The sequence below is a fragment of the Endozoicomonas sp. 2B-B genome, assembly GCF_053470045.1.
The window spans coordinates 6,364,690-6,380,393 of record NZ_JBLZMU010000001.1 but is presented as its reverse complement, the minus strand read 5'-3'; the positions used below and the strand labels follow the sequence as shown (position 1 = coordinate 6,380,393).

Annotated in this window: 2 protein-coding genes; both read left to right on the top strand. The window is 49.8% G+C overall.

The features are described 5' to 3' along the window. Window positions 1-107: 107 nt before the first annotated feature. Window positions 108-7,700, top strand: a complete 7,593-nt coding sequence (locus tag ACOMHB_RS22755; RefSeq protein ID WP_448218336.1) for an AAA family ATPase — start codon at window positions 108-110, stop codon at window positions 7,698-7,700. A 293-nt stretch (window positions 7,701-7,993) separates the two neighbouring features. Further along, complete coding sequence (locus ACOMHB_RS22750; protein WP_448218335.1) at window positions 7,994-15,568, top strand: AAA family ATPase; 7,575 nt, start codon at window positions 7,994-7,996, stop codon at window positions 15,566-15,568. Window positions 15,569-15,704: the final 136 nt, after the last annotated feature.

Genomic DNA, 15,704 nt, shown 5'->3' with positions numbered 1-15,704 from the left:
CTACAGAGGGGTAACCGTTAAAATGGAACTTTAAACCCATCCCAAGGTCAAACAATTAAGTAATTTCAATACAGTCTTCCAAGGGACATCAGGAAAGGAGTTTGACTATGGATGGTCGGATCAGGGAAATAAACAAATCGGTTCTTGATAGTGGTGCGTCTGACGCTATCGTACCAGCCAAAAAACCAAGGCTGGAATTACCAGAAAATGATGTCGAGATCTGCTCCGATGTCATTGCCAAACTCAATGTATCGTCACCCCGGATTAAGTCACCTGACCGGGCGAGGACCGTTTCCGCAACGGATTCCTCACTCCACAAAAACCCTCATGCCTTCGATTTCCGTTTTGTCACCCGTGATAATGAGGTTCGTCAGATTTTAGTTGCCCAGACCTGCGATGAACGTCGGGATGTCACCCTTATTTCCCATCCCGATGAACTCTCACAGGCTAACCTGGTGAGCCGGCTGAGTATTTCCGAAGGGGGTCGCCACACCCTTTATCCGGGCAAACTGTTTGAAGGTTCACAGCCATTGACCCTGGTGATCGATATCCGAAATCTCACCAGCGAGGATCTGCCCAGATTTAACGACCTGCTGGACCCGGATAATCCCTGTCTGTACGACAAAGTCAGCCAGGAGAAGCGGCCTCTGGGCAAGCATGTTGCTCTGCTGGTGCTGGCAGACCCTGAACAGTTGAGATCGGTTGGCAGCCCTGACGACGCATCGGCGGTCGGCGTACCGGGGGCTGACTTCTGGCGGCGAATTAATCGCCCGGACAATACCTGGCAGTTCGACGCAAAAACCGTCGATGACCCATCAATGGAAATCGACGAAGTTCCTCCGCTACTGGCTGAACTCCCTTATGCCGAAAGCGCAATGGACGACGACAATACCCTTCTTATTGACTGTCATTTGCACAACAACTGGCGGCAGTTGCTGCTGGGCGGCCCCGGCGTGAATAAACAGGGACGCATACAGCATATCCCCGGCAGGCTTGAGTCATTAAGAAGCGGACAACGGGTGATTCTGAAAGGGGCCGACTGGCAAGATCTGGCCTTTGAACAGACAATACGACAGATGTTGGCGCAACAGTGCTTTGAGAGCAATGGCAAGATCTGTCAGTTACCGGACGCTGTTCAGTTTTATCAGATGCCGGTAGGGAATGACGAGCTTCATTCACTGTTTCAAAGCCTGTCCCACCCTCGTGAACAAGAGGGTGTCACAAAATCTGATAAAGAACAGGCACCTGGCAACCCGATCATCATTAACCAAAGTAATATTGCCCAATGGCTGAGCCCGATTGCCATCGCCCCGGAAGGCCATGCAGTACCCAATACCTCCCTGCTGGAACAGGTTCGGGCCGGTGGTGCCGTCACCGTGACGTCTCCCCTTACTGAGGCTCTCTGGTTTCGTTTGCTGGGTTCATTGCAGACGATTCGCGAGACCACCGGCCTGGAGCCCCGACTTCAGGTAGCTCATTCAAGACAGCAGCCGAAAGCCTTGGGATTGGCAGAAAACGATGAAGACTCTCTGGCCAGTAAATGTCACCTGGAGGAAAAAATCAGGGCTCAAACTGACATTAATACCCTCATTTATCAGCAACCTGACGAGGCAAATTATTGGGTTTATCGTTACCGGAACACACGTCTGGTCATTCAGGTCAATGAACAGACCCGCTTCAGCCAGCTATTTGATAATATCCATATCGCCTCGGAACAAAAGGCGCATTTTGGACGATGTCAGAGTGACTTTCAGAAGGCATTGATTTCTGGCAGGCCGGTGGTATTCCGGGGGCTGGAAACGAATCCAACCCTTCAGCAACTTCTGGAACCTCTGTTTGCCGGGCAACCTCTGCTGGTGAATGGCCAATTACAGGCCTACCCGAAAGCCCGTATGAAAATACTCTGGCCTGAGTCTGCAAAAAGCCCATCTTCAGTATTTCATTCGATGATTGCCACCGGTGAGACCTGTCCTGAAGTCGGTCTCTGGGGTATCAGTACCGTCAGGCATAATATCTCCTGGGCTGATCGGCCAGAACAGGCGCTTCATAAACTTTACGAAGCGTTTAAAACCGTACCTGCCGACCTTTGTAACCCGCTACCAGAAATGACGGCAGGGTTGATGAACAACCTGATAGTGGCTGCCCGGCGGGCACAGCAGGTTGACCACTCCCCTCAGCTCCTGCCCTGCCACTGGCGCAACGCCATCAATAGTGTCATCACCCATGGCACCCGGCAGAATCCTTCAGTACGGGATTTTATGAAAGTGGCCTGTTGGCACTTGTTTCCGGATAAGACGCCGGATGAGAATCAAGTCGCCTCGGTAGACCCCGATCGGTTAAATGCCATTATTAATAGTGCCTTGCCGTTGGATAGAGCGTTTGTGGAACAAAACCTGTGGTCACTGGCCAGAGCCTTTGACCCGGCAGTATTTAAAGGTACCGAATTACAGCTGTCCTATAAAAGTCCGTTTCAAGGATGGGTTGAAGAAAAAGCTCTGGACAAGCTCTGTGCCATAATCATGGCCCATGCACCTGAAGAACATCGAGAGGCAATAGCCTATCAGTTGGAAATCGATCCGGCAGCAGCAACGCCCTGTTTGGCCATCCGCCCAACGGCACAGATTAAGCGTTTGCACGCGGCACTGGCTTCTGACTGGCAGTTAACTCTGCCATTGGGGCAAACCCGATCCGATGCCATCCTCGCCCTTGCCAGCGATTGTTTTCGCATGGCCAGACCAGCGAATTCTGAGGCAGAAGGCATTGAACGCATAAAACATCGACTGTCTGAATCACTGGCATGGCAGAGCTCCGCTGATATGCCTTTGTCAGCACTGGCCCGGGATCTTTATCACGGCGAGATAAGTCAGAACGATCGTGAAAGTCGTCGCTTATCCCGACTCCATGACCGGTTTGCGGACTCTCCCGTTATCTTCCTCCAGGGAGAAACCGGCACTGGGAAAAGTTACTTTTCCGCCAAAATGGCGAAGGCTTCAGGACAGGCTGCGGTCATTTCTCTTGGACCATCTGACAGCGAACAAACCCTGATGAAACGCTGGCAGTGGCAACAACACGCCGATGGCGACCGCTCTATGTTTCAGCAAAACCGGGCGTTGATGAAATGGGCCAACACTCCATCCGACGAGGATGGACACTATGTCACTCTGGTTCTGGATGAGGCCAACCTGGCCAAAACCGGATTACTGGCATCATTAAACGGCTTGTGGGAACCAGAACCCTGCATTTACGTGAATGGTCATCCTGTCAAGGTCGGCCCAAAACACCGGGTGATTCTCACCGGTAACCCGGATCATTACGCCGGGCGCCGAATGGACCCGGCCCTGAAAGAGAAACTGCCCAGAGCTTACTACCCCCGCCTGGATCAGGCATTCCTTCGGGACAGGGTAGTGGAACCCGCTCTGGCCAATCATTTACAACGGCATCTGCTGGAGCAGCAAATAAACGACATTGCACACAGTGCCAGCAAAAGTGTGATGGCACTCTGGCAATATTATCAGGAACTCTTGCCCGACCATGAGTTTACCCCCAGAGATTTAACCGATATCTGCAGTTGGGTGGGTTGGTATCTGGATCGTGCTCAGCCCGCACGCGGCAGTGTGACCTGTGCGCAAATAAACAGTTTGATCCAACATAGTTTTCGGGACCTACTGGGGCCGGAAATCACTGAAACTCATCAGGATGCCCTGTCGGCACTGGAAATCTGGTTTGCTGCCCGTTACCAACCGGAGAACACCCTGAGCGACAGAGTTCGTTACAAGACCCTGTCAGATATTCAGCAGACATTCGGAACAGTCAGCGAAAAAATCCGACCAGACTTTGATACCTCCGGATCGGCAGTCCGTGAACTGGCGCAACAGCTTGGGCAGGATTTAAGCCGCTGCCAGCAGGCTAATCATCACGACAAAAAACACGGCGGCCGTCAGGCAACACTGATTGAAGGACCGGCTGGAAGGGGCAAGGATGCGACGCTGAACCTGTTGATTGAGACTGTCAGAGAGGAGGCTAAACGACGGTGTGAGTCCATGCCGGAAGTCTATTACCTGAATGCCTGTGATTGTTCCTGGGACAAACTGTGCGAAAAGATACAGACGGCAAAAATTAAAGGCGGCATCGTGGTGATTTCAGAAATGAATCTGATCGACAGCCAACATCTGGAAGGAGAGTTAAACGATATTCTGGCCGGTGACGCCCATTCCGGCTTCCACCTGTTCGCCACCATCAATCCACCTGAGTACAGCGGGCGAAAACCCTTATCACCGGCGCTGAAAGGGCGTTTTCGACATTTGCCGATCCGGCAGTACAACCTGACAGAATTACAGACCATTGCCGAAAAAGTGTTGCCACAGTCCTCACAAGGGACATTCGTCGCTAAAAAGCTGACAGAAAAACATTGTCTTTTAAGGGCTCACCTGCAAGGCAAAAAGCTGCCGTTGCAGCCCACCAGCCTCGATTTACAGAATGTTGCCAGGGCTATCAACCGAGGTGGCGACTTTAGCGAACAAGCACTTCATCAATGCCTCAATCAGTACTACCGGCTTTACCTGATGGCCGCCAATATCTCGCTGGAGGAACTGCCAGAATCATCGGTTCCTGTCATGGGTAAAGGAGCGCTTGAAACTGAGCTGAGTCAATGGTTCTACGAAACGGTATCGAGCATTGATCGTCCGTGGTTGATACGTCAAAGTGATCACAACAGCATTAATGAAAAACGCCATGAAATTCGTGTCAATACCCTTCTGGATAAAGAGGAAGCCAAAACAGAAGTTATCAAGAGGCTGGCCCAGGCCAGATGGAAGGCATCCGGCCTTCCCCTGAACCCGGATCAGTCCGACGATGTTCTCACCCGGGCACTTTACCGACACTGGCAGCAAAGCTGGTTTGTTCATGAGTTTGACCAGACTGGCATTGACGCCAATAGCGTATTTCCCCTGACGGAAGAAGAGGAACAAACGCTGAAAGCACCCGCTTCCCAGCCTTATCTTCAGGAGGCTGATCAGCGCATAAGCAAATGGAAATCCGATGTCGTTCAATTGTGGCCAGCGTTTTGGAATCAGATAAGTGTTCAGCCGAACCGCAGGGTTGATTATGCTGAAGAATACCAGCCGGCAGTCCACTGGAAAGATGTTTTTACATTGAAGTGGAACACGAACTATGAGAACTGCGAGCCAAGACATCATGAAGACCATATAGTTTTTGCTACGAAGAAACTTTCTTCCACTATGTATCGCGTTTGGTTAGATGATATTAATGTGACTGCTGAGGGTGACATCGAACTGTTAGAGATCAGTGATCAACAGCTACAGAGGGTTGAAACCCTCATGCCTGCAAAGTTGCCGGAGTATGGACAGGAAGTCACATTAGCCAGCAATCAAATACTAGCGACTTTTAAATGGCCATCGAAGAATGGCGAATTTGCATTGCCCAGCCTGACGCCTAACGACCATATCGTCGCCCTGCGTATCGAATCCGATTTGGCATTTACCCTTGTCAGGGGTGGCTATACCGGGCTTCACACACTCTATATTCCGGAGGCCAGAGCCAACCAGAGTATTGAGGTGGCTTATGTCGTAGAAACCAGAGAACCGGACAAAAAATCATCGGTTAAAGAAGCCCGAAGAGAACGATCAGTAAGGTTTGACACCCGCTGTTCAGAAGGGATGAAAAAAGTACTGGACGGAGTGTTTACGGCCATTGACGAACAACCATCCGAAATACGTGAGCCATTGCGGAAAATAGCAGACGCCCATGGCACGAAACAACGCATTGAGGCAATCACTGAGTATTGCAAACAGTTTTCCGGTAAATCTAAACCAAAGCGCACAGAAAATTTCTTTCAATTCCTGGTAACACAGCGGCAAGGTGACTGTAGTCATCGTGCGGCTGTTTTTGTAGCCCTTTGTCGATATTTCGGGATTCCATGTCGGAAAGTTAGAAACTATATTCACAGCTTTGCCGAGTATTCCCTGGATAAAGGCCGAACCTGGGAGTCGGTGTCTTTGGGCGGGTCAAAATCAAAGAAAACAGAAATCACCTACAATTTCCAGCCCATCATCCAGCTTGATGATCCCGGCACTGTTTCAAGGAAGATTAAAGGACACCTGAAAGCCCTCTTGAAAGGTGCTGATTCAACACAACAGCAAGCTCTGGCTGAGGCTTGTGTTATGAGCCCCGGGGAACTGAAAAAAAACCTTGATACGCACACTGCCTGGCCAGAAGCGAATCTGAGTTTCTCCAACATCATCAGGAACCTCTGGGAGAGAAATGATTTAACCGGTTTTCTCATGGGCGTCTCGTTGATAGAGTTGCTGGGGACAGACGCACTGAGCTATTTCGAGAAGCCATGGCGCGATAATGTGACTGACAACGAATGGCATATTTATCAATCGATGTCGGAGGCGGTCAAACAAATATTGTCCAACAGTGATGAAGATCAGGTCACTGAACCGCTCAGGTCGATCCACTCAAAAATGATTGATCGGGCCGGAGCAAACCCTCACCAGTGGCTGAGATCAATAGTGAAGATACTGGAAGACAGTGACTTAACCAAACCTTCGGTCATTAACTTCGCCCGTGAAGCCATGGAATCGGGTTGGCTGGACCCAATGCCGATCAATGAGTACATCTCTTCACTGCCCCGTGAGCTTCATCAGCTATTGGTGCGTCTGGAAGACGTCGATGAACTGAAGGTTAGAGCCGCCCATTGCCAGAAAAAGTGGTATCAGGAGTTCTTGTCCAGGGAAAAAAATAGTCAGGAATGGCAGTCGTATTATAAAACCTTACAAGGGGCAAGAAGTGGTAACTATGGCGTTTTCATCACTCAGGGCCATGATGGATGTTCGTCATTCCTTAAACGTAAAATGGCCGATTCATCTTTACAGGAAGCCTGGACGGAAGAGCCTGACGGCATTCCGAATATAGAACGAATGCTGTTGCACAATCCTGCATTTAAGCAGCTAATCTCGGGCCAGGCGAACCACCGTCCGGTAATTGTCATGGGGAAACCTCTCTGGAACGACACAGCAATGTATGAAAAGACCCGAGCCCTGCTTCAACATAAAATGGAGAATAGCCCGGGCTTGAAGCAGTTATCGAAAAAAATCAATCAATATGAGGCGCTCAAAAAAGAAAATAACCTCCGTGCTAAGCAATTTTTGAATGATTTGCAAAATCAGATGAACACACTTTTTCTTTCCGGTGGCCCATCAACTCCAGACGCAATAGTGAATCTGGTTGAGCAAAAACAGAATAGTCTCTTTAGAGACTACAAATCCAATGCAGAGTCCCATGAAATATCAGAGGAGGAGAAAAAACTTGTTGATAATTTAAAACACCAGTGCGAGAAAAAAATTAAGCAGGCCTTCAGTTATTTTCTGTACGAATTGACTCACTCGAAAGGGGGGTGTTTATCGTATTGTTGGGCCAATTCCTGCCTCTGGGGAGATCTTCGTCATAGAGGCAATTATGGCGCTCATGATCCCTCCTCACCAGAAGAACTGCATACCATAATGTCTCAAACGAGAAACGATCCCTTGTTTGAGAAATCCATTAAGGATGACTACTTGCGGCAGACACTCAACGTCAGTAACGCTCTGGTGCTCAGATCTGATGAGCTGACAAAAATTGCCGAAGAGTTTTTGAACAGTGTGAATTTGAATTCGATGAGTGACGCATTGGATACCTGATAACCGTTTGATCATGTTGAATTTTTTCGAGATCAATGACTTCCTTCAATGATTACGGGTAATACCAATCGTGCTTTCTAACTCCCGTGATGAGCATGGAGATTTGAACCTTAAGACAAGGCTGCGTGAGGAATCATAGCCTTAGCTATGGCGACGATCGTCAATGCTGGATTAAGGCTCAAATCTTCAGCGCAATAGGGATCTCCAAATGGAACTTTAAACCCATCCCAAGGTCAAATAATTAAGTAATTTCAATACAGTCCTCCAAGGGACATCAGGAAAGGAGATTGACTATGGATGGTCGGATCAGGGAAATAAACAAATCGGTTCTTGATAGTGGCGCGTCTGACGCTGTTGTACCCGCCAAAAAACCAAGGCTGGAATTACCAGAAAATGATGTCGAGATCTGCTCCGATGTCATTGCCAAACTCAATGTATCGTCACCCCGGATTAAGTCACCTGACCGGGCGAGGACCGTTTCCGCAACGGATTCCTCACTCCACAAAAACCCTCATGCCTTCGATTTTCGTTTTGTCACCCGTGATAATGAGGTTCGTCAGCTTTTAGTTGCCCAGACCTGCGATGAACGTCGGGATGTCACCCTTATTTCCCATCCCGATGAACTCTCACAGGCTAACCTGGTGAGCCGACTGAGCATTTCCGAAGAGGGTCGCCACACCCTTTATCCGGGCAAACTGTTTGAAGGTTCACAGCCATTGACCCTGGTGATCGATATCCGAAATCTCACCAGCGAAGATCTGCCCAGATTTAACGACCTGCTGGACCCGGATAATCCCTGTCTGTACGACAAAGTCAGCCAGGAGAAGCGGCCTCTGGGCAAGCATGTTGCTCTGTTGGTGCTGGCAGACCCTGAACAGTTGAGATCGGTTGGCAGCCCTGACGACGCATCGGCGGCCGGCGTACCGGGGGCTGACTTCTGGCGGCGAATTAATCGCCCGGACAATACCTGGCAGTTCGACGCAAAAACCGGCAATGACCCAGCGATGGAAATCGACGAAGTTCCTCCACTACTGGCTGAACTCCCCTCAGCCGAAAGCGCAATGGACGACGACAATACCCTTCTTATTGACTGTCATTTGCACAGCAACTGGCGACAGTTGCTGCTGGGCGGCCCCGGTGTGAATAAACAGGGACGCATACAGCATATCCCAGGCAGGCTTGAGTCATTAAGAAGCGGACAACGGGTGATTCTGAAAGGGGCCGACTGGCAAGATCTGGCCTTTGAACAGACAATGCGACAGATGTTGGCGCAACAGTGCTTTGAGAGCAATGGCAAGATCTGTCAGTTACCGGACGATGTTCAGTTTTATCAGATGCCGGTAGGGAATGACGAGCTTCATTCACTGTTTCAAAGCCTGTCCCACCCTCGTGAACAAGAAGGTGTCACAAAATCTGATAAAGAACAGGCACCCGGCAACCCGATCATCATTAACCAAAGTAATATTGCCCAATGGCTGAGCCCGATTGCCATCGCCCCGGAAGGCCATGCAGTACCCAATACCTCCCTGCTGGAACAGGTTCGGGCCGGTGCTGCCGTCACCGTGACGTCTCCCCTTACTGAGGCTCTCTGGTTTCGTTTGCTGGGTTCATTGCAGACGATTCGCGAGACCACCGGCCTGGAGCCCCGACTTCAGGTAGCTCATTCAAAACAACAGCCGAAAGCCTTGAGATTGGCAGAAAACGATGAAGACTCTCTGGCCAGTAAACGTCACCTGGAGGAAAAAATCAGGGCTCAAACTGACATTAATACCCTCATTTATCAGCAACCTGACGAGGCAAATTATTGGGTTTATCGTTACTGGGAAACACGTCTGGTCATTCAGGTCAATGAACAGACCCGCTTCAGCCAGCTATTTGATAATATCCATATCGCCTCGGAACAAAAGGCGCATTTTGGACGATGTCAGAGTGACTTTCAGAAGGCATTGATTTCTGGCAGGCCGGTGGTATTCCGGGGGCTGGAAACGAATCCAACCCTTCAGCAACTTCTGGAACCTCTGTTTGCCGGGCAACCTCTGCTGGTGAATGGCCAATTACAGGCCTACCCGAAAGCCCGTATGAAAATACTCTGGCCTGAGTCTGCAAAAAGCCCATCTTCAGTATTTCATTCGATGATTGCCACCGGTGAGGCCTGTCCTGAAGTCGGTCTCTGGGGTATCAGTACCGTCAGGCATAATATCTCCTGGGCTGATCGGCCAGAACAGGCGCTTCATAAACTTTACGAAGCGTTTAAAACCGTACCTGCCGACCTTTGTAACCCGCTACCAGAAATGACGGCAGGGTTGATGAACAACCTGATAGTGGCTGCCCGGCGGGCACAGCAGGTTGACCACTCCCCTCAGCTCCTGCCCTGCCACTGGCGCAACGCCATCAATAGTGTCATCACCCATGGCACCCGGCAGAATCCTTCAGTACGGGATTTTATGAAAGTGGCTTGTTGGCACTTGTTACCTGACAGGGATCAAGCCGCCTCGGTAGACCCGGATCAGTTAGCTGCCATCATCAATAGCGCCCCGCGGTTGGATAGAACGTTTGTGAAGCAGAATCTGTGGTCACTGGCCCGAGCCTTTGATCCGGCAGTCTTTAAAGGTAGCGAATTACAACTGACCTATAAAAGTCCATTTCCAGAATGGGGTGAAAAAGAAGCTATTGACAGGCTCTGTGCCATGATCCTGGCTCACGCGCCTGAAAAACAACGAGATGCTATAGCGTATCAGTTGGCAGTTGATCCGGCGGCAACAAAGCCCTGGCAATCCTTAGCCATCGAGCCAGCAAGACAGATTAAACGTCTGCAAGATGCACTGGCTTGCGGCTGGCAGTTACCTTTGGACTCAGAGCAGACCCGATCCGATGCCATCCACGAACTGGCCAGCGATTGTTTTCACATAGCCAGAACAGCAAACTCTAAAGCAGAAGGCATTGAACGCATAGAACATCGCCTGTCTGAATCACTGAAATGGACGGGTTCCGCTGATGAGCCCCTGTCTGCACTGGCCAGGGATCTTTATTATGGCGAGATGAGTCAGGAAGATCGTGAAAGCCGTCGTTTATCCCGACTCCATGACCGGCTGACAGACTCTCCCGTTATATTCCTTGAGGGAGAAACCGGCACCGGGAAAAGTTACTTTTCCGCCAAATTGGCGAAGGCTTCGGGACAAGCTTCAGTGCTTTCCCTTGGACCTTCCGACAGCGAACAGACCCTGATGAAACGCTGGCAGTGGCGACAACACGCTGATGGCGACCGCTCTATGGTGCAGCAAAACCGGGCGTTGATGGAATGGGCCGAGACTCCGTCCAACGAGGATGGACACTATGTCACCCTGGTTCTGGATGAAGCCAACCTGGCCAAAACCGGATTACTGGCATCATTGAACGGCTTATGGGAACCGGAGCCCTGTATTTACGTGAATGGTCATCCTGTCAAGGTCGGCCCAAAACACCGGGTGATTCTCACCGGCAACCCGGATCATTACGCCGGGCGCCACATGGACCCGGCACTGAAGGAGAGACTGCCCAGAGCTTACTACCCAAAACTGGACCAGGCTTTTCTTCGCGACAGAGTGGTGGAGCCGGCTTTGCTCAAGCATTTACAACGGCATCAAATAAACGACATTGCACACAGTGCCAGCAAAAGTGTGATGGCGCTCTGGCAATATTATCAGGAACTCTTGCCCGACCATGAGTTTACCCCCAGAGATTTAACCGATATCTGCAGTTGGGTGGGTTGGTATCTGGATCGTGCTCAGCCCGCACGCGGCAGTGTGACCTGTGCGCAAATAAACAGTTTGATCCAGCAAAGTTTTCGGGATGTACTGGGTCCCGAAATCGCCGAAACTCATCAGGATGCCCTGTCAGCACTGGAAATCTGGTTTGCTGCCCGTTACGACCTGAAGAACACTCTGAGCGAAAGCGTTCGCAACAAGACCCTGTCAGATATTCAGCAGACATTCGGAACAGTCAGCGAAAAAATCCGACCAGACTTTGATACCTCCGGATCGGCAGTCCGTGAACTGGCGCAACGGCTTGGGCAGGATTTAAGCCGCTGCCAGCAGGCTAATCATCACGACAAAAAACACGGCGGCCGTCAGGCAACACTGATTGAAGGCCCGGCGGGAAGGGGCAAGGATGCGACGCTGAACCTGTTGATTGAAACTGTCAGAGAGGAGGCTAAACGACGGTGTGAGTCCATGCCGGAAGTCTATTACCTGAATGCCTGTGATTGTTCCTGGGACAAACTGTGCGAAAAGATACAGACGGCAAAAATTAAAGGCGGCATCGTGGTGATTTCAGAAATGAATCTGATCGACAGCCAACATCTGGAAGGAGAGTTAAACGATATTCTGGCCGGTGACGCCCATCCCGGCTTCCACCTGTTCGCCACCATCAATCCACCTGAGTACAGCGGGCGAAAACCCTTATCACCGGCGCTGAAAGGGCGTTTTCGACATTTGCCGATCCGGCAGTACAACCCGGCAGAATTACAGACCATTGCCGAAAAAGTGTTGCCAGAGTCCTCACAAGGGACATTCGTCGCTAAAAAGCTGACAGAAAAACATTGTCTTTTAAGGGCTCACCTGCAAGGCAAAAAGCTGCCGTTGCAGCCCACCAGCCTTGATTTACAGAATGTTGCCAGAGCTATCAACCGAGGTGGCGACCTTAGCGAAAAAGCCGTTCATCAATGCTTTAAACAGCACTACCGGCTTTACCTGATGGCCGCCAATATCTCGCTGGAGGAACTGCCAGAATCATCGGCTCCTGTCATGGCTAAAGGAGCGCTTGATCCTGAGCTGAGCGAATGGTTTTACCAAACGGTATCGGGCATTGATCGTCCTTGGTTGATACGACAAAGTGACCGCAACACCATTAATGAAAAACGCCATGAAATTCGTATTAACAGGCTTCTGGATAAAGAGGAAGCGAAAACGGAAATCATCAAGAGGGTGGCCCAGGCCAGGTGCAAGGCATCCGGCCTTCCCCTGAACCCCGATCAGTCGGACGATGTTCTCACCCGGGCACTTTACCGACACTGGCAGCAAGGCTGGTTTGTTCATGCCTTTGACCAGATTGGTATTGACGCCAATAGCGTATTTCCTCTGACGGAAGAAGAGGAACAAACGCTGAAATTACCCGCTTCCCAGCCTTATCTTCAGAAGGCTGATCAGTGGTTAAGCAAATGGAAATCCGATGTCGTTCAATTGTGGCCTGCGTTTTGGAATCAGTTGAGTGGTCAGCGTAACCATAGGGTTGACGATTCTGAAGAGTACGATCCGGCAGTCTACTGGAAACACGTTTCACCGTTGAACTGGGACACGGACTATGAAAACTGCGAGCCAAGACATCATGAAGACCATATAGTTTTTGACACGGAGAAAACTTCTTCCGATATGTATCGCTTTTGGTTAGAGGATATTAATGTGACCGCTGAGGGTGACATCGAAATGCTGGAGATCAGTGATCAACAGATGCAGAGGATTGAAACTCTCATGCCTGAAAGGTTGCCGGGACATAATCAGGAAGTGACATTAGCCAGCAATCAAACGCTGGCGACTTTTAAATGGTCATCGAAGAATGGCGAATTTGCATTGCCCAGCCTGAAGCCTGACGAACATATCGTCGCCCTGCGTATCGAAGGCGATATGGCATTTACCCTGGTCAGGGGTGGCTATACCGGACTTCACACACTGTACGTTCCGGAGGCCAGAGCCAACCAGAGAATTGAGGTGGCTTATGTCGTAGAAACCAGAGAACCGGACAAAAAATCATCGGTTAAAGAAGCCCTGAGAGAACCATCAACAAGGTTTGACACCCACTGTTCAGAAGGGATGAAAAAAGTACTGCACGGAGTGTTTACGGCCATTGACCAACAACCATCCGAAATACGTGAGCCATTGCGGAAAATAGCGAACGCCCATGACACGAAACAACGCATTAAGGCAATCAAGGAGTATTGCAAACAGTTTTCCGGTAAGGCCAGACCAGAGGAAAATGAAAATTTCTTTCGATTCCTGGTAACACAGCGGCAAGGTCGCTGTAGTCATCGTACGGCTGTTTTTGTAGCTCTTTGTCGTTATTTCGGGATTCCATGTCGGTATGTTAGAAACTACACTCACGGCTTTGCCGAGTATTCCCTGAATAAAGGCCAAACCTGGGAATCGGTGTCTCTGGGCGGGGCAAACGGGGTTACGACAAAAATCACCTATAATTTCCAGCCCACCAGGCAGGTCGAAGATCCCGGCGCTGTTTCAAGAAAGATTAAAGGACATCTGAAAGCTCTCCTGAAAGGTGCTGATTCAGCACACCAGCAAGCTCTGGCCAAGGCTTGTGTTATGAGCCTCGGGGAACTGAAAAAAAACCTTGATAACCTCAGTGCCTGGCCAGAAGCAAATCTGAGTTTCTCCAACATCATCAGGAACCTCTGGGAGAGAAATGATTTAACCGGCTTTTCCATGGGCGTCTCCTTGATAGAGCTGCTGGGGACAGACGCACTGAGCTATTTCGAGAAGCCATGGGACCTTAATGTGATTGACGACGGTTGGTATATTTATCAATCGATGTCAGAGGCGGCAAAACAGATATTATCCAACAGCGATGAAGATCAGGTCACTGAACCGCTCAGATCGCTCCACTCAAAGATGATTGATCAGGCCGGAGCAAACCCACACCAGTGGCACAGATCCATAGTGAAAATACTGGAAGACAGTGACCTAACCAAACCTTCGGTTATTCACTTTGCCCGTGAGGCCATGGAATCGGGTTGGCTGGACCCACTGCCGATCGATAAGAAGAACTTTTCGCTGCCCCGTGAGCTTCATCAGCTATTGGTGCGTCTGGAAGACGTCGATGAACTGAAGGTTAAAGCCGCCCATTGCCAGAAAAAGTGGTATCAGGCGTTCTTGTCCAGGGAAAAAAATAGTCAGGAATGGCAGTTGTATTATAAAACCTTACAAGGGGTAAGAAGTGATAACTATGACTTTTTCATCACTCAGGGTTATGATGGATGTTCGTCATTCCTTAAACGTAATATTGCCGATTCATCTTTACAGGAAGCCTGGACGGACGAACCTGAGGGCATTCCGGATATAGAACGAATGCTGTTGCACAACCCTGCATTTAAGCAGCTAATCTCGGGCCATGCGAACCACCGTCCGGTAATTGTCATCGGGAAACCTCTCTGGGACGACACAGCATTTGCTGAAAAGACCCAAGCCCTGCTCCAACATAAAATGGAGAATAGCCCGGGTTTGAAGCAGTTATCGAAAAAAATCAATCAATATGAAGCGCTCAAAAAAGAAGAAACCCAACATCGTAAGCAATTTCTGAATGATGCGCAAAATCAGATGAAGACGCTTTTTCTTTCCGGTCGCCTGTTAACTCCAGAGGCAATTACCAATCTACTTGAGCAAAAAGAGGCTGAGCTTAATAGCGAATACAAATCCATTGCAGAGTCCCATAAAATATCAGAGGAGGAGGAAAAACTTGTGGATAATTTAAAAGACAAGTGCAAGGAAGCAATTACGCAGGCCTTCAGTTATTTTCTGTACGAATTGACACACTCGAAAGGGGGTTGTTTATCGTATTGTTGGGCCAATTCCAGCTTCTGGGATATCTATTTTAGTAGAGGCAATTATGGCGCTCATGATCCCTCCTCACCCGAAGAGCTGGATACCATGATGTCTGAAACGAATCACGCTCCCTTGTTTGAGAAATCCATTAAGGATGACTACTTGCGGCAGGCACTCAACGTCAGCAACGCTCTGGTGCTCAAATCCGATGAACTGACAAAAATTGCTGAAGAGTTTTTGAACAGCGTGAACCTGAATTCGATGAGTGACGCATTGGATACATGATAACCGTTTGACCATGTTGACACCCTCCCCGACACCCTCGAAGGAGGCTGTCGCAAAAGCCCAGCAACTCGTTCCCACGCTCTGCGTGGGAATGCATATCTCCCCTGAAAAGCGCACTCTGCAGCGCGAGATGGGT